This is a genomic window from Bacillus sp. RO2 (assembly GCF_012911845.1).
Classification (GTDB): Bacteria; Bacillota; Bacilli; order Bacillales; family Bacillaceae_I; genus Sutcliffiella_A.
This window is the reverse complement of sequence record NZ_JAAXCU010000011.1, coordinates 21,092-35,605: the sequence shown is the minus strand read 5'-3', so window position 1 is coordinate 35,605 and position 14,514 is coordinate 21,092. Positions and strand designations below refer to the sequence as shown.

Below are 14,514 nucleotides of genomic sequence, written 5' to 3'. Positions count from 1 at the left end.
GAGAACCTCTCTCTCTTACCGTTTTCCTTTTCATTTCAACATTTTGGGCGTAAAGAACAGCAATACCCCGCAGCTCTGTCTACTCACCCACTCCATATCCACTTAACTCCAAAATCTCATCCGCTCTCATCCCGGTCCATTCCTCGAGAGTAACCTCTGGATTCTTTTCCAAGAAATCTTCCATAATCCGATAACCAATTCTGTAATTAGACCATTTAGGAATGCCAGATGAAGGGCGGCCGAGATGTATCATTGTCAAATCTTCCACGTCATAAGAACCCTTGTTTTCTTCAATAAAGCTCCAAACTTTGTTGGTCGCTTCAGGACTTAAAGGTTCAATCCATGCAACATCATAATCAGGATAGACCATTTTTCCAAAAGTGTCTGCCTTCCCCTCCATAATCACCCTGTCCAAGAGATGCTGCTTTCGATAGGACCAGTCGGAAACCTCCATGGTTACTACATGATGGAATTCGTGTGCAATGGTTTGTTTAATGCTTTTTTCCGTATATTTCCTTGGATCAATTTGCAGGACCATGACATCCTTATCTGCTGCAAATGCCACAACACCACCCATCTCTATATAATTGAAATCCGGGCTGTGTGGCTGAAGATAGATTCTGACCGTTTCGGTGCCGGTCAATAAAGCAGTGGAGTCTTCTAACCCCTCTTTTATAAATCTACTAATCTCCTCATACTGTTCATCCAGCTGTATAATCATTTCTTTCATTTTATCCGTATTGACTGGGGCAACGTAGAAGGGATCTTCCTCACCGTAATATTCATGTCCATAAAGCTCTTTACTAAAAGGCTTAACGACATAGGTTGAAAACAGTTCCTCCCGATTACCTTTTGTCACTTCAAGCTCATTTATAAAATCTAAATAAGGTTGATGATAAGGAATAATTTCAAAAGTTTGACCATTGATGCTATATGTTTCCACGGTTCCATGATCTAGTATCACTTTTTCCAGATCTTCATTTTCCATCACGGCTGCTGAAGCATTTTCACTCTCTTGAAAGTCCTCTTCCTTAAACATTAAATTTGTATCTATTTCACCAAATCTAATTTTTATATTTTGGTTCTCCATCATATAATGAACCGCTTTGCTATCTCCTCTATCATTTTCAAAAATAAGACTAGCTAGTTCATAGTTGTACCATGGCTTTTCAGTACCTAAGTTCCGTGGACTTTTATTGATAGAATTAATGATATCCCTAATTCTTTCTTTCTCCTCAATGACAGCCACGCCTTCATTTGGCAATTTAATTGTTAGTTTAGAATAGTCCCCATCAATTACTTCATGATTATAAAACCAAAGGACGAAAAGTATGGGTACACTTACTACTATTAATATCTTGCTGACTACTGTTTTCAATTAATATGCAATGCCTCCTTGCTATTAAATGTTTATTCTCTGTTTTCTATATACGATTTTCAGATGAAAAAGTTTCCAATTTTACATAAAAAATAAAAGACCCAGAAGAATTTTAACTTCCACGTCTTTTTCAAATATCGTTAATTATACCCTTAGCATCCCACGGAATCCCCGCGCACCATAATAAGAATCAGCTCCATTGTGGTACACGAAAACGTGATTAAAGCGACGATCGCAGAATAATGCACCGCCAAGCTTTCTAATTTCCTCGGGTGTTTGCACCCAGCTGGATGTCTTTAAATCGAATTCCCCTAGCTTTTGTAATTCTCTATATTGTTCTTCTGTTAACATTTCAATTCCCATTTCATTTGCCATGTCCATTGCACTATTTTCTGGCTTAAACTTCTTTCTTGCTTCAAGTGCTGCCCGATCGTAACAAACACTCCTGCGCCCCTTCGGACTTTCTTTTGAGCAATCGCAAAATAGGTACTCATCTTTTTCTTTGTCATAAGCAATGACATCAGGTTCTCCTTCGGTACGTTCCATTTCGGAGAGGGACCAAAGCTTTTCCACATTACTTTCCAGCTTCGCTTGAACTTGATTCCATTCAAGCTCCTCATGACGATGCATGTTTTTCTCAAACCGCTTCTTTAATACAGATATTAATTCTTCCATTTGTTCTGATGATAGACTCTTTTCACTAGTAGTATTATTTGTCATATGATTTCACTCCTCTATATAAGTTGGTCTATACATTATACCGTTAGAAAAAATGTCTTGAATGGTTAAAGTTGCTTAAAGTATTTTTCTTTAAACTTTACACTCAGCTCACTCCACACATCAAACTTATTCCCATCCAAATCTTCAAATACAAAATTTCTTCCGGCATGCCCTCTGTTTTCAATCTCGCCTACCTTGATACCTCTCTCTATAAAGTCTTGGTGCATGGTTTTTAATGCGCTTAAACCATCTACTTCAAAAGTTAAAGAGAAACGAACCTGCCCGTTTGCATCCGTAAAATTTGAAGTTTGCCCTTCCTCTGCTTTTACAAGAAACATACTTTGGTCTGCAAAGTTGATGATCGCTTTGTCCTGATCCTGATAACTCAATTCCGCACCCAACTTACTTATATACCATTCAGCAGAAGCATCCACATTTGTAACGGGAATATACGTTGTTCCCACTCTCCATAATTTCTCTGTCATTTCAGCATCCCCCTTTATTCAATGGTATCTAATAAATTTACTACTATATTATTAGGGTCTTCCCAAGATTCAAAGATTTCCACATGCCATTTGTTTTTAAGTCGTTTGTACCCTTGCTCTGCAGCCCAGCTATGTAATTCATCATATGCATTAAAAATGCCAGTGGCTTGACCCTCATACTTTGCAGATACATACCTTTGTGCAGGAACTGTCAGCGTGATCATCCCCTCAGGTGTATCTTCAAACTCCTCCACCTCAACCGCCACCCAATATCCGTCTTCCTCTTGCGAAGGAATATCTACCATGAAAGCCCCAAACTGAATATCTTTATTCTTCACATTCTTAATTTCAAACAAGCGTGATTCAAGTAGCTTTGAAGCTTTGGGTATTTCAACTGGATACTCTTTCCCTGCGCATAATACCCGGAACCCTGTTAGTCTTAATTCATTCAGATTTTTGATAACTGGTTCTTTCATCTTTTTCACTTTCAATAACGTCACTCCTTACACAGCTTATATTTCTGATTATTTCAAATACTATCTGTAAATTCAATCCATTTTTGTATTTTGTGACAAAACCTTGCAGATTTTTAGGAGTTTCCACTTTTACGTTATTAACCTGTGTTGACGGGTAAACTAATACGGAAACTACTTTTGAAAGGAGCTTTTGATTATGTTAAGTAATGAAGTGCACCAAAAGTGTTTAGAGGAATGCCTTGCTTGTATGGAGGCATGCAACAGCTGCTTTGATGCTTGTCTGAACGAGGAAGATGTGAACATGATGGCCGCCTGCATCCGCTTGGATAGAGAATGCTCGGATATTTGTGGATTTGCAGCAAAAGCAATTCAATCCAACAGTCCTTTTATGGAACAGATTTGCAGCCTGTGTGCAGAAATATGCGAGGCATGTGCGGATGAGTGTAGTAAACACAGCCATGACCACTGCCAGAAATGTGCGGAAGCGTGCAGACGTTGTGCTGCTGCTTGTAGAGAAATGATTAGCCACTAATATAGAAGCTATATACGCGTCATATAGATGGCGCGTTTTTCATTTTTCTGCATACTTTCTCTATATTTTCTTGGTAAACTGAATACATACCTTTTAAGATACAGGAGAACTGTGATGAAATTCTCTACTAAACTTGGTTTATGGTTTTTTATATGTCTAATAGTTATAGAATCGGTTTCCATGTTAGTGTTGCACCGTCATGTGGTTGATTCTCTAGTAAAAGAGGAATTGAATTCTTTATTGTCGAGGGGAAATAGCCATCGGGATGTTTTGCTGACTTCTTCTACCACTGATACGCTTCAGCATATTGTGTTGATGGAGTCCAATACTGATACGGAAGTCATAATAATAGATGAGAACAATTCAATAGTTGGCTCATCCATGCAAAAGAGTAATCTGCCGCATTACATAAACATAGAAGCTTCACCGACTCAAGAAGGCGTGGTCCAGGGTGATTGGAAACACGAAGCATTCATTGCCACTGTCTCCCCTTTTCAATCAGGAGACGGATCGACAGGGTATGTTTATATGCTGAAAAGTACCGACACTCTAAAGAAAATCATTCAGCAATTAAATCACCACTTTGCCATAGCGGTAGTTATTATTATGCTTTTTTTATTAGTAACAAATATCTTTCTTATAAAATTACTGACCAAGCCATTAATCCGTATGAAAGATGCTACACAAAAGATCAGTGATGGTGACTTTTCGGTAAAATTACCAATAAAAACAAAGGATGAGCTTGGGGAGTTAGCAGAAGCCATACAATCCTTGTCCAATCACTTAAATCATTTGCAGAAGGAGAGGAAAGAATTCCTCGCAAGCATTTCACATGAACTGCGGACACCGTTAACTTATATTAAGGGTTATGCTGATCTAGGTAGAAAATCAAATCTTGAGGAATCATCCAGATTGGAATACCTGAATATTATCCATGAAGAAGCAACACGGGTATCAAATATGCTCGAAGATTTATTCGAATTGGCAAAGTTGGACCAGAATACTTTTTCCATTCAAACGCAAAGGATGGATATGGAAACATTCATTCTGCCCATTTATGAAAAAGTAAAGCCGGCCTTCAAAAACGCCGGGGTACAGTTAATGTTTGAACATAATCAAAACTTTGAAGTACTAATAGACCCGAGACGCTTCGAACAGATTGTGTTGAATGTATTGGACAATGCGCTGAAATATTCGTCAGCAGGCTCTACCACGACCATCCAACTAAATAAGAATGAAAAAGAATATTTTCTTATCATTCAAGACGAAGGAATAGGAATCCCAGAAGTAGACATCCCCCACATTCTAGATCGTTTTTATCGGGTAGAGAAATCTCGTTCTCGCTTAACAGGTGGAGTCGGTCTTGGATTGAGTATTGTAAATGAGCTAGTGGAAGCCCACGGCGCCAAGCTGACTATAAGTAGTGAACAACATGTCGGAACTACCGTCACCATTGCATGGAAGGAGAGCGAAAATGACAAGAGTTCTACTAATTGATGACGAAAAAAGAATGCTAGATTTATTAACACTTTATCTGACTCCTTACCAGATGGAGTGCATCCAATTCCAGTCAGGAAGAGAAGCCATAACTTTTCTAGAAAAGAAGGAAGAAGTGGATATTGTTTTACTGGACATTATGATGCCTAAAATTGATGGTTGGGAAACATTAAAAGAAATCAGGGGAATTTCCAATGTCCCCATCATCATGCTTACAGCCAGAAATGATAAGGAAGATATTGTACGGGGCCTTAAAAGTGGAGCAGATGACTATGTCTCAAAGCCTTTTAACGAGGAAGAGCTTATCGCAAGAATAGAAGCTGTGATGAGGCGGACGAAAGTGGTAGATACCCCTACTTATTCTTTGCGATTTAAAGGGCTGGTTCTTAACACTTCTTCTTTCCAAGTAGAATATAACGGAGAGAAAATCTCTGTTACACCAAAAGAGTTCGCGCTACTTGAAGCTTTTCTTTTAAACCAAGATAAAGTATTTTCCAGAGAGCACTTGATTATGTCATTATGGGAATTTGATTCGGAAACAGAGAACCGCACCATTGATTCGCATATCCGAAACCTTCGAAGCAAGCTGCGGAATGCTGGGTTTGAAGTAGACAAACACCTTGAGACTATCTGGGGAGTAGGGTATAGGTGGAATGATTAATAAAGCTTGGAGGAATGTCGTTAATCCGACTTCTACCTCCAAGCTTTTTTATGCTATTCTTCAGTGGATAGCTCACTTTCCGTCACCCATTTATGATTTGTTACTTCTTCCCCGCTGTCGGTGAGAGTGAAGTCCACCATATAAACCGTTGTTTGTTCAGCAGAATCAATGGTTGCCGTTGCACCTTGCATGCCCTCCATATGGTCAGCCCCCACTTCTACCTCATCGCCAACTTGATATGGCTCATTTTGTGCCTCTTTCACTTCCTCATGGATGATCCACTTATGATTCTCCACTCGTTCCCCGCCATCTGTCGGGTCATAGGAAATTGCGTAGACAGTTGTTTCATATGCTCCGACAATAGTTGCCTCCGCTCCTTCCATTCCAGGCATATGTGCATGTGTAATAGTAGCGTTGCTTCCCACTTCAAATGTTGGATTTTCCTTTTCCTTCAAGCCTTCTGGAACTTCACCTGAACCTGACATATCCATACCGGAGTGATCGCCATGGCCTCCCTGGTGAGAATCTTCTTCTGCACTATTATTGGCTTGATTATTATTTGGCGTCGCCTCATCATTTTCCCCTGCTGCACAACCGGACAATGTAATGGCCGCCGCCATTGTTAGTATTCCTAATAACTTTCTTTTTTCCATGCAAAATAACCTCCCTTTGGAACTATTTTTGTAGTGTACCCAAAAAGTTTGCAGAAAATATGAAGAAAGCACATCCATTGTGTTATCTTATAGCGAGAACCTGGTCTATAATCTTCGTGTATTCCTCCACAACAATATTCGCGCCCTTACTATTCAAATGAACACCATCAATTGTCAGGTGCAACCCTCTTTTCGCTGACAATCTGTCCACACTCTTTGGACTTCTGTAGAGAAAAACATCCTTCACAAGTCTTCCTAGACCTGTACTGAGGTAATCTGTTGACTGCAAGGTTTCTAACTGGTGGGTAAATGCTTGGTGTAGATCGATAAACGATACATTCTTATGTTCTTTTGACATTTCTTTCAGAATCATAGAAAGATTGAGCAAGCCTCTGTTGGAAGAGTTGAGGGTTTCCCCAATCAACCCTGGAGACACGACCACAACCTTTTTGGAAGATTGCTTGATTATTTCTAGTACATTTTCATAGCATTCCCGGAACTCTTCTGAATTTCTAGTAATCGGTTGTGCCTGGACTTTTAATAGTTTGGAATAAATATCATTGACTCCAATCCAGAGGAAGGCAAGGTCATAATTTCGATCTATCTTATTTTTGGAAATCCTTGTATGTAAACTTTTGACCGTTTCCCCTCCCTTTCCAAGGTTGACGAACTTAATGTCTGGGTATTTCTTTTTTAACATCTTAAAGTAGGAAACGCCTGGTTTACCTTCTGTTAAACTGTCACCAATGCATGCGATTTTCATAGAGTATTCCTCCACTTTACAGTTGGTCTAGGATAGCAAATTTCAATACGGTCAACAGAATTCCTGTTGCAATTAAATTACGCCAGTTCACAACAATTCTACCATTTTTCGGTTGTACAACACCCAATGCTATGAGATTCCAAAACCACTTACTATCTGACCATCTTTTCTTCACTGGAATAATACCAGCTTCTTGAGCCTCCCGTTTTCTGTTCTCGTTACGCGCCCAAAGGAGTATTATGACAATATCGAGTATGGATGCCATGATTAGAATTGGTGCAGCAATGTGATTTGGCACATCCCATAATGGCTCTTTTTTCGCTTTCTCTTCGTTCTTTTTCTCCGTATGCGCCATCCCTTCTTCAAAGGATGGTACGATATTTTCTGTGCTTCCTCCACCGGAAATATCTGCTGACGAAGAGAAAAAGATTAGCGCCACAATTAAAAACAAGTATCCACCGAAAAAATAGAATAAAAATTTCTTGGAATTTAGCTTAGCCTCCAACCATATCTCCTCTTTTCGTATGTTAGGAATTATCTTTATATCCTTATTTTACTAAATCAGAGGTAGTAGGTTGGTGAGAAGATGTGTCGTATTTATGGAAATTAATAGGATGGAAGGTTATGCTTTTTGCCTGCCAACTCCTCGATCGTATTGAAAAGCTCCGATTATTAATATGGTGAATAGAAACATAGGAGTCAAGTATTCAAGGATGATATCAAAAAAAATGAAAATATCATAAACGAGTATATACCTGTTCACACGGAAACTTATAACTAGCACACTCAGTATGATAAACGGTAAAAGCACACGGTTTATTTTCGGGGCAACTTTATAGAAAATTATACTAGCTGCGACTAACAAAAATAGAGTCGATATGACTAAGGAAGGAAACCAGAGGAGGATAATAATATTCCAATCAAACTCAATCCCCATCCATATTCCCGTTCCCCAAGTCACCAAAAAGAGACCGACCGTAAATAGATTTAGATAGCCAATCTTCCTTTTTCCTAATCGGAAATATAAGATTGGGCTTACTATAATACAGAGTATAACGAGAACAATAATGAAGTCTTGCATATTGGTTCACTCCTTTTTTAAATCTACTCTCTCCAACAGTTCTTCAACAGTTCCCATAACCTTCTCAACATTGTCTAGATGATAAAAAGTGCTTGTCGTTTCAACGTTATTTATATCATCATTCTCTGAATACAAAAATATTTTCTTACCTTGACCAAGGGCAATCCCAAATTCAATATGACTGCCCTTTCCCCCAGGCAGTAAGACAATTAGAAAGTCTGCCTCTAACACGGCAACAAGTTCCTTCTCGCCGATTTCTTTTAGGTCTTCTAAAGTAGCGGCGCGCTCATTTTTAGTCCAATCATAGGTATGGATAAAGCCTTTATCTTTGAGACGTTTACTCACTTCTCGTACTTTTTCTATATTGCTTAAGCTTGATGCTATGTAAAATTTATGCATGCCTTTCACTCCTTTTTTTAAAAACCCATTCCGGATACGGCAACGCGAGCTTTGGTATATTCTCTTCTTTAAAATACTTTAATATCTCCGACTCTCCATCCATCGCTTCCAACGTACCACTGATTATTTTGCATTCATATACTGTTACTTGATATTCTACTCGATCTCCATTTGCGTAGGTGTGTCGAAATTCCTTTCCTCCAAAAACACCAATTATATTTATTGGCTCTACCTCGAGCCCTGTCTCTTCCCGGACTTCTCTGACTACCGCTTCGGCTGGCGACTCTCCAGGCTCAATGGCGCCAGCTGGAAAACTCCAGTCATCACTGTTCCTAGGATATTGAAACAAAATTTCCGACTTATCGTTTCTGATGACTGCGGCAACACTCGGGAGAAGCAAAAGGTCGGTCCCCACTTTTTCACGTAACTTACGATAGTAATCTGATATAGGCATTCCTGTTCATCCCCTTATCTTCATTTAACGCTCGGGAGGGTCTTTTTTGTCAGAAGGTCATCAATGATAACTCGATGCACAGTAAAGATATTTCCTGGCAAACTATGCAGGTGGAAAAAATCATCTTTAAGTGACTCATTATTACTGGTGACCAGTTGTCCGCTATATTGCTTACAAGTAAAAAGCACTTGCACTAGGGATAACCTGGTCTCCGTTAGCGAATGTTTTATCGTGCTCTGGCCCTGAATAGATTCCGAAAAAACTCGAGTTGTTCTAAGTGGAGACCGGTTTCTTCTTGACTTCTCTTCGTGCAGTATCACTTATATTTTCTCCAATCTCCATGAAGCCTCCTGGCAGACCCCATTGTGCATTATGTGAACGTTGCTGTAATAGCAGCTTTCCTTGTCCATCGAAAACAAATGCTCCCGCAACCACCACAATTACTTTTTCGTTGCCTACCATTGATCTTAGTTGAGTTATGTATATGACGTATAGGATGGGGGATAAGTTTCGGAGGGGTGTGTCGAATTTTCGGAGAGTTTGTCGAACGGTTCGAATATCTTTGAAACGGAAAATAAATTACGAGATTTGGCTCGTATATTTCCGTAACGGAAAATAAAGTGTGTGTTTCGGAAAATAAAACTCGTGTAATGGAAAATAAAGTTTCAAGGAAGCACCTTCCCCCTCCATTCCACCCAAAAATGCAAATAACGCTAACCTCCTAAGAGATTAGCGTTCTCAATTCTAGTATTTCTTCCTTCTCATCCACTGCGTTGCTGCCCATTTATCCCCCACTACGACAGGCGAACCGCCGTGTAAAGTCAATTCATTCAATTCTTGATCATCATAAAAATACTCAAAATAAACTGCCATTCCCTTTTGAGGAGAAACAGAGAATTTGAGCTTAGGAAAATAAGTTTCCCCGCCTTCTTCTACATCATTCAGGTACATAACTAGCGTGCTAATTCGTGGATTGCTTATCGGCTTGTTTGAAGACTTGAAGAAATCAAAATGTGCCTTGTATTCCTGTCCTACTTGATAGTTCAGGATTTGCAAACCTTCCCCATGTTCCACAGGTACATTCATAATCTGCGAAACTCTTTTTTCAATCCTAGCTACAAGCTCATTTTCGCCTTCTTGGAAAAAAGTACTGCTGCTTGTCCTAATGGCATCCACTTCCATGCCATTAGCAACTTTCGAACGTTTCATCTTATCCTTGGACAATTGAATCAGCGCATCACATTCCTCATCGCTAAGTACATTTGCAAGCACAACCACCAGCGGCTCTTCCATACGTGCAATTATCGCAATTTCTCTATCTTCTGTTTTTATTTTATTGCCAACATGAGGGAAAATAGTCTGTTCCTTAACAGTTAAATCCTTTGTATCCATCGCCAACTAACATCAACCTCTTTTATCGTGTTATTAATATTCTGAAAAAATAACCTGTACCTGTGCAACGATAGTCAACTGTATTCTATTTGCGTGCATTTCCCCCTGTTAACATTAATTAAATCGAATTGATTTGAGATAATTTTACACTGTGGAGAGGTTTATTGCTATCTCTTTTTATGGCAATTTCATGTATTCTATACTTATTTATTTAACCGTCAGTTCATAATAAGGCTCTTCTTGATTAGTATCCTCAAACCACTTCATGCCTTTATAATCAAATCCTACTTTCTCTAGCACTTTTAGGGACCCCTTATTATTTGGGTCTGCTGAAGCAAACACGTAGCTTACAGCTTTATGCGCTTTTGCAATTTCCACACACGCCCAAGCCGCTTCGGAAGCATAACCCTTTCCCCAAGCTTCTATCGCAAAATGGTAAATGAGCTCCACTTTCTCCATTGATTCCTCCACATTAAAGCCAGCAGTACCAACGACATTTCCAGAAATTTTTTCTACCACCGCATAAACAGACAAACCTTTGGCCGCTTGGCATTCCTTGTAATATTCAATAATTCTAGGAAACTTTTCATGAGAGGTGGCACCTGTGCATAATCTCATTACTTCATCATCACCCCAGATTCTTTCAAGGTGTTGAACATCTTTAGGTTCCAAGACTCTTAAAATCAATCGTTCAGATTCGGAAATTTTCATATTCTTTATCACTTCCTCTATTACTAATCTACTTGATGATTGCTAAAAAAAACGCAGGTTGCACTATAATTTACCACCTGCGTTTTTCTTTCTCTATTTCACCAAATAAACCACCAGTTCTTCAAACCAAATCCCATCTTGTTCGTAGTGATTCAAGAAAAAAGCGTCAAAGGAATAGGCATCATTTTCGAAATGAATACTGTTTGATTTTTCAATCGCCATCATAAGTCCACTTAAATCAGATGTGTGAGTTTCATAGATTAATTCACCGTCGCAATAATATTTGACGTCCATAAAGTCACCTCAATTTTTGAACTTAGAACTACTTAACATCCACCAATTCGAACCGCTCACAAACCAACATCATATCCTCAGAAAATTCCCTACCAATTTCACGCAGCTCTTTTGTAAAAAAGCGCTCATGTGCGTCCCACCAATACTTATAAGTACGGTCTCCTTCTCCCTCTGAAATTGCAAACTCTTCTGGCACTTCGTTCATTGGCATAATTTGAACATCCACCGTCTTAATAATGGCAACCGGTTCGTCATTACTGTTCAGAACAACACTATAATCTTCAGTAGTTGGTAGAGGTTCATTTTCCACTTCATAAAAGACATAACCAGAACAGGTCGCTGTTTTCACTCCATCTATTACTAACTGTGCCAGATAGTCCGGACTGCCTCCGAACTGCCAAGCTGTTACTCTTTCTGGTTTATCTTGATCTCCCCAATAATTAATCCAGTACTCTAAAGATGCTTGATTCATGATTATGCTCCTCCATAAATAAGTATTTCATTAATCTATCCGAATCTTCTGTAGCGACATTTTCAGAAAGCCTTGCTGCCGCGATGATTGGTGCCCATTCCAATACTTCTTGTTGACTCCAACCACTTTTCTCACAATATAGTTTCAAATACAATTCTGCGATATCCCTTGAAACCTGGGAATAAAGTATGTATGTACGACAAACGTCTGCCCGTGGATTACCTGTACTGGCATCTACCCAATCAATGATGAAAACCTCTTCATCTGATTTTATCAAATTATAGAGGTGGAAGTCCCCGTGGCAGAGCTTGTTTTCTACAGTCATCGACTCCAGTTTCTTTAGCAATGACGTTTTTACTTGCTTATCCAATCCTTCAACTGCTTCTATTTGACGCTGAAGTTTGAAACGCATAGGTTCCAACGATTCAGCTAGCACCGTATGAATCTCCATCTGAATATCAACCGACATTTCCAGAAAAGACTCTACTTGATCCATGTTCTCTTTCACGAGTTCACCTAGCGTTTTCCCTTTCACATATTCCATGATGATTGCCTGTTTTCCGTTCACTATTGTGACTTCGAGTAATTTAGGAACCCTTAGACCACTTTCAAAGGCAACCTTTTGTTTACGAGCTTCATATTCAGGTTCGGTCTCTGGAAGATGATCCTTAAAAATTTTGATGATTTTATTTTTATAAAGATAAATATTGGCAGTGTTGCCAGATGCAATTGGCTCTCCTAGCTTCATTACACATTCCCCCTTTTAAAAGTACTCATAAAGGTTGATGAAATAGTCATAATCCTCATTACTCAAAATGCTGCCTCCATACCCTTCAAAAAAACATAACTTATCCCTTTCCCACTCAAAGATGTGTGGTTTCGGTCTAATAGCCAAAGATACATCGTACCTTGGATCGCCAAATGCTCCCCCGCTCCAGTCAATGATTCCTGTGACCACGTCATTATGTACTAAAACATTATCAACTGTTAAGTCGCCATGGATAAGGGTTTGTTTCGTTTTACTAGGTCGGTTTTCCTTAATTTGTTCCAACAAGTCTTCCGAACCATCCACCTCGTAGTTTTGTAGATTGTATACTGCTTGATTCAGCATATCATCCAACCAAATTTTTTCGCTCTTTAAGGCTTCCGGACACGGGGTAGCATGGATGTCAGATACGACTTTACCGAAGTTTATTAACAACTCTTCCCGTTTCCCTTTATGATGGGTTTTGCTTAACGCAGCCCTTACCGTTTCCCCTTCTAGAAACTCTAATAATGCCCAAGACTGTCCATCTGCCTCAACAAATTGTTCAACTTTCGGAACAGGCAGTGAGGTTTCCTGATTCAAGCCTCTTAATACCTTTATCTCTTTTTTTAACCACGCATTGAATTGCGGTTTCTTGGTCCGTTTTAGAGCATATCTACCAATGTCACTTTGAATGATGCCAACATCAGATGTACACCCTTGGCGGGGGAAGGTGATGGAATGAATGTTCTTCACATAATCTTTTATTACAATTGGAACTTCTTCAAGTTGAATTGGTTTCATCGTGACCACTCCAGTTAATTAAACTCTATGTAAAAAGGAATCATTTCTTCTTTTAAACAATATTCAATCCGCTCTCTAAAATTCATATAAGTCACCATTTCCAACGCTTGCTCTACAGGATAGAAACCAACTTCCAAACTCTCTGGTGAGGTAGTAGGTGTTCCGCCAACCGCTCTAGCCAGGAACAGCGTGTTACATATGGAGCCACTGACATTTTGGAAAACTCCGCAGAATTTCACGATTTCCACATCGATTCCCGACTCTTCCTTCGTTTCCCTGATGGCAGCATCCTTTAATGATTCACCCTCTTCCACTTGTCCGCCAGGCATCTCCCATCCACGGCGTGGACCCTTAATTAAAAGGACTTCATTCTTGTCATTCAAAACAACTGTCGCTGCCGAAACGATGTGTTTAGGAGTCACTCTTTCTTTTTGTACCATTGTTTATTCCCCCTTGTTAAATCTGTACTGAATCAACTGACTTTCTATCCCCATGTATTCTTCAGACCCAATTCTGCTAATCTCGGTGAATCCTAGTTTCTCTAACATTTTTCTGGAGCGTGTGTTGGCTTCATGCGTTTCTGCACCAAAAAGTTGAGTGCCAAACTTTCCGGTTGCATAGATCATTAATTGCTTCAAAGCTTCCGTATCGACTCCATGTCCCCATACTTTGCTTTCTCCTATGGCGATGCCAAGCTCTGCGCTATTACCATTGATGTATGCCAAGTCTGCATAGCCAATTAATCTTGATTCATATTGAATTCCTAATCTTAAAAAGTCATGGGGGTGGTTATGTACACAATTGTGCCACCATGAATAAAGTTCATCCTCGTTTCTACCAATTTCCCAGCCATTCGCAAGGCAGAACGCATTATCTTTGCTCCATTTTTCCACCACAGGGAAATCTTCCATTAAAAGGGCTCTTAGTTGAATTGGCACGTACCCGGTTTCGGTAGATTTCACTGATATCACGCACCTCTCGATTGAATTATTGATAA

22 protein-coding genes are annotated in these 14,514 nt (G+C 39.5%); 3 read left to right on the top strand and 19 right to left on the bottom strand.

Features of this window, described 5'->3' with window-relative positions; translation table 11 throughout:
• Nucleotides 1-79: 79 nt before the first annotated feature.
• From HF078_RS01195 to HF078_RS01180, 4 genes are all read right to left on the bottom strand, one after another.
• Nucleotides 80-1,378, bottom strand: coding sequence for a DUF2268 domain-containing putative Zn-dependent protease (locus HF078_RS01195; protein WP_169289493.1), 1,299 nt, complete (start codon nucleotides 1,376-1,378; stop codon nucleotides 80-82).
• Nucleotides 1,379-1,522: 144 nt separating this feature from the next.
• Complete coding sequence (locus HF078_RS01190) at nucleotides 1,523-2,098, bottom strand: DUF4256 domain-containing protein (RefSeq protein WP_169289492.1); 576 nt, start codon at nucleotides 2,096-2,098, stop codon at nucleotides 1,523-1,525.
• A 65-nt stretch (nucleotides 2,099-2,163) separates the two neighbouring features.
• Entirely contained in the window at nucleotides 2,164-2,583 is a 420-nt protein-coding gene (locus HF078_RS01185) for a VOC family protein (protein ID WP_169289491.1), read from the bottom strand.
• Between the two features lie 14 nt (nucleotides 2,584-2,597).
• Entirely contained in the window at nucleotides 2,598-3,068 is a 471-nt protein-coding gene (locus HF078_RS01180; protein ID WP_346775299.1) for a GyrI-like domain-containing protein, read from the bottom strand.
• Nucleotides 3,069-3,255: 187 nt separating this feature from the next.
• On the opposite strand from HF078_RS01180, the gene HF078_RS01175 reads away from it, so the two are divergent.
• The 3 genes from HF078_RS01175 (at nucleotide 3,256) to HF078_RS01165 (ending at nucleotide 5,749) form a co-directional block, all read left to right on the top strand.
• Nucleotides 3,256-3,591, top strand: a complete 336-nt coding sequence (locus tag HF078_RS01175; protein WP_169289490.1) for a four-helix bundle copper-binding protein — start codon at nucleotides 3,256-3,258, stop codon at nucleotides 3,589-3,591.
• 114 nt (nucleotides 3,592-3,705) lie between these two features.
• The gene (locus HF078_RS01170) at nucleotides 3,706-5,088 is read left to right on the top strand and encodes a sensor histidine kinase (protein ID WP_169289489.1); all 1,383 of its coding nucleotides are present in this window, start codon (nucleotides 3,706-3,708) and stop codon (nucleotides 5,086-5,088) included.
• A complete protein-coding gene (locus HF078_RS01165; protein WP_169289488.1) occupies nucleotides 5,066-5,749 on the top strand; it encodes a response regulator transcription factor in 684 nt (227 codons plus the stop codon). The genes HF078_RS01170 and HF078_RS01165 overlap by 23 nt, the downstream gene beginning before the upstream one ends.
• 53 nt (nucleotides 5,750-5,802) lie before the next feature.
• On the opposite strand, the gene HF078_RS01160 is transcribed toward HF078_RS01165, so the two are convergent.
• The 15 genes from HF078_RS01160 to HF078_RS01090 all read right to left on the bottom strand — a co-directional run bounded on the left by HF078_RS01160 (nucleotide 5,803) and on the right by HF078_RS01090 (nucleotide 14,479).
• Nucleotides 5,803-6,402, bottom strand: coding sequence for a YdhK family protein (locus HF078_RS01160; RefSeq protein WP_169289487.1), 600 nt, complete (start codon nucleotides 6,400-6,402; stop codon nucleotides 5,803-5,805).
• 82 nt (nucleotides 6,403-6,484) lie between these two features.
• Nucleotides 6,485-7,165 (bottom strand): GDSL-type esterase/lipase family protein, encoded by a 681-nt coding sequence (locus HF078_RS01155; protein WP_169289486.1) that lies wholly within the window; start codon nucleotides 7,163-7,165, stop codon nucleotides 6,485-6,487.
• A gap of 16 nt (nucleotides 7,166-7,181) precedes the next feature.
• Nucleotides 7,182-7,670: a hypothetical protein gene (locus tag HF078_RS01150; protein WP_169289485.1), complete on the bottom strand. Its 489-nt coding sequence runs from the start codon at nucleotides 7,668-7,670 to the stop codon at nucleotides 7,182-7,184.
• Nucleotides 7,671-7,787: 117 nt separating this feature from the next.
• Nucleotides 7,788-8,246 carry a hypothetical protein gene (locus tag HF078_RS01145; protein ID WP_169289484.1) on the bottom strand — a complete coding sequence of 153 codons (459 nt, stop codon included), beginning with the start codon at nucleotides 8,244-8,246 and terminating at the stop codon, nucleotides 7,788-7,790.
• Between the two features lie 6 nt (nucleotides 8,247-8,252).
• Nucleotides 8,253-8,645, bottom strand: a complete 393-nt coding sequence (locus HF078_RS01140; RefSeq protein ID WP_169289483.1) for a nucleoside 2-deoxyribosyltransferase — start codon at nucleotides 8,643-8,645, stop codon at nucleotides 8,253-8,255.
• Nucleotides 8,638-9,099, bottom strand: coding sequence for an NUDIX domain-containing protein (locus tag HF078_RS01135; RefSeq protein ID WP_169289482.1), 462 nt, complete (start codon nucleotides 9,097-9,099; stop codon nucleotides 8,638-8,640). The genes HF078_RS01140 and HF078_RS01135 overlap by 8 nt, the downstream gene beginning before the upstream one ends.
• Before the next feature lie 273 nt (nucleotides 9,100-9,372).
• Nucleotides 9,373-9,561 carry an NUDIX domain-containing protein gene (locus HF078_RS21240; protein WP_169289481.1) on the bottom strand — a complete coding sequence of 63 codons (189 nt, stop codon included), beginning with the start codon at nucleotides 9,559-9,561 and terminating at the stop codon, nucleotides 9,373-9,375.
• Between the two features lie 282 nt (nucleotides 9,562-9,843).
• Nucleotides 9,844-10,491 carry a 2OG-Fe(II) oxygenase gene (locus HF078_RS01125; protein WP_169289497.1) on the bottom strand — a complete coding sequence of 216 codons (648 nt, stop codon included), beginning with the start codon at nucleotides 10,489-10,491 and terminating at the stop codon, nucleotides 9,844-9,846.
• A gap of 207 nt (nucleotides 10,492-10,698) precedes the next feature.
• Complete coding sequence (locus HF078_RS01120; protein WP_169289480.1) at nucleotides 10,699-11,202, bottom strand: GNAT family N-acetyltransferase; 504 nt, start codon at nucleotides 11,200-11,202, stop codon at nucleotides 10,699-10,701.
• A 93-nt stretch (nucleotides 11,203-11,295) separates the two neighbouring features.
• Entirely contained in the window at nucleotides 11,296-11,496 is a 201-nt protein-coding gene (locus tag HF078_RS01115) for a hypothetical protein (protein WP_169289479.1), read from the bottom strand.
• Between the two features lie 28 nt (nucleotides 11,497-11,524).
• On the bottom strand, nucleotides 11,525-11,968 hold the full coding sequence (locus tag HF078_RS01110) for an ASCH domain-containing protein (RefSeq protein ID WP_169289478.1): 444 nt from the start codon (nucleotides 11,966-11,968) through the stop codon (nucleotides 11,525-11,527).
• Nucleotides 11,937-12,716 carry a phosphotransferase family protein gene (locus HF078_RS01105; RefSeq protein ID WP_169289477.1) on the bottom strand — a complete coding sequence of 260 codons (780 nt, stop codon included), beginning with the start codon at nucleotides 12,714-12,716 and terminating at the stop codon, nucleotides 11,937-11,939. The genes HF078_RS01110 and HF078_RS01105 overlap by 32 nt, the downstream gene beginning before the upstream one ends.
• Before the next feature lie 15 nt (nucleotides 12,717-12,731).
• The gene (locus HF078_RS01100) at nucleotides 12,732-13,517 is read right to left on the bottom strand and encodes a phosphotransferase family protein (protein WP_169289476.1); all 786 of its coding nucleotides are present in this window, start codon (nucleotides 13,515-13,517) and stop codon (nucleotides 12,732-12,734) included.
• A 14-nt stretch (nucleotides 13,518-13,531) separates the two neighbouring features.
• Entirely contained in the window at nucleotides 13,532-13,957 is a 426-nt protein-coding gene (locus HF078_RS01095) for an NUDIX hydrolase (RefSeq protein ID WP_169289475.1), read from the bottom strand.
• 3 nt (nucleotides 13,958-13,960) lie between these two features.
• Nucleotides 13,961-14,479, bottom strand: a complete 519-nt coding sequence (locus HF078_RS01090) for a GNAT family N-acetyltransferase (protein ID WP_346775297.1) — start codon at nucleotides 14,477-14,479, stop codon at nucleotides 13,961-13,963.
• Nucleotides 14,480-14,514 lie beyond the last annotated feature (35 nt).

Excerpts from the sequence above, each read along its gene's own strand:
- HF078_RS01125 (WP_169289497.1), bottom strand. The coding sequence starts at position 10,491 with ATGGATACAAAGGATTTAACTGTTAAGGAACAGACTATTTTCCCTCAT.
- HF078_RS01105 (WP_169289477.1), bottom strand. The coding sequence starts at position 12,716 with ATGAAGCTAGGAGAGCCAATTGCATCTGGCAACACTGCCAATATTTAT.
- HF078_RS01155 (WP_169289486.1), bottom strand. The coding sequence starts at position 7,165 with ATGAAAATCGCATGCATTGGTGACAGTTTAACAGAAGGTAAACCAGGC.
- HF078_RS01185 (WP_169289491.1), bottom strand. The coding sequence starts at position 2,583 with ATGACAGAGAAATTATGGAGAGTGGGAACAACGTATATTCCCGTTACA.
- HF078_RS01190 (WP_169289492.1), bottom strand. The coding sequence starts at position 2,098 with ATGACAAATAATACTACTAGTGAAAAGAGTCTATCATCAGAACAAATG.
- HF078_RS01110 (WP_169289478.1), bottom strand. The coding sequence starts at position 11,968 with ATGAATCAAGCATCTTTAGAGTACTGGATTAATTATTGGGGAGATCAA.
- HF078_RS01095 (WP_169289475.1), bottom strand. The coding sequence starts at position 13,957 with ATGGTACAAAAAGAAAGAGTGACTCCTAAACACATCGTTTCGGCAGCG.
- HF078_RS01160 (WP_169289487.1), bottom strand. The coding sequence starts at position 6,402 with ATGGAAAAAAGAAAGTTATTAGGAATACTAACAATGGCGGCGGCCATT.
- HF078_RS01135 (WP_169289482.1), bottom strand. The coding sequence starts at position 9,099 with ATGCCTATATCAGATTACTATCGTAAGTTACGTGAAAAAGTGGGGACC.
- HF078_RS01100 (WP_169289476.1), bottom strand. The coding sequence starts at position 13,517 with ATGAAACCAATTCAACTTGAAGAAGTTCCAATTGTAATAAAAGATTAT.
- HF078_RS01175 (WP_169289490.1), top strand. The coding sequence starts at position 3,256 with ATGTTAAGTAATGAAGTGCACCAAAAGTGTTTAGAGGAATGCCTTGCT.
- HF078_RS01170 (WP_169289489.1), top strand. The coding sequence starts at position 3,706 with ATGAAATTCTCTACTAAACTTGGTTTATGGTTTTTTATATGTCTAATA.
- HF078_RS01165 (WP_169289488.1), top strand. The coding sequence starts at position 5,066 with ATGACAAGAGTTCTACTAATTGATGACGAAAAAAGAATGCTAGATTTA.
- HF078_RS01140 (WP_169289483.1), bottom strand. The coding sequence starts at position 8,645 with ATGCATAAATTTTACATAGCATCAAGCTTAAGCAATATAGAAAAAGTA.
- HF078_RS01115 (WP_169289479.1), bottom strand. The coding sequence starts at position 11,496 with ATGGACGTCAAATATTATTGCGACGGTGAATTAATCTATGAAACTCAC.
- HF078_RS01145 (WP_169289484.1), bottom strand. The coding sequence starts at position 8,246 with ATGCAAGACTTCATTATTGTTCTCGTTATACTCTGTATTATAGTAAGC.
- HF078_RS01120 (WP_169289480.1), bottom strand. The coding sequence starts at position 11,202 with ATGAAAATTTCCGAATCTGAACGATTGATTTTAAGAGTCTTGGAACCT.
- HF078_RS21240 (WP_169289481.1), bottom strand. The coding sequence starts at position 9,561 with ATGGTAGGCAACGAAAAAGTAATTGTGGTGGTTGCGGGAGCATTTGTT.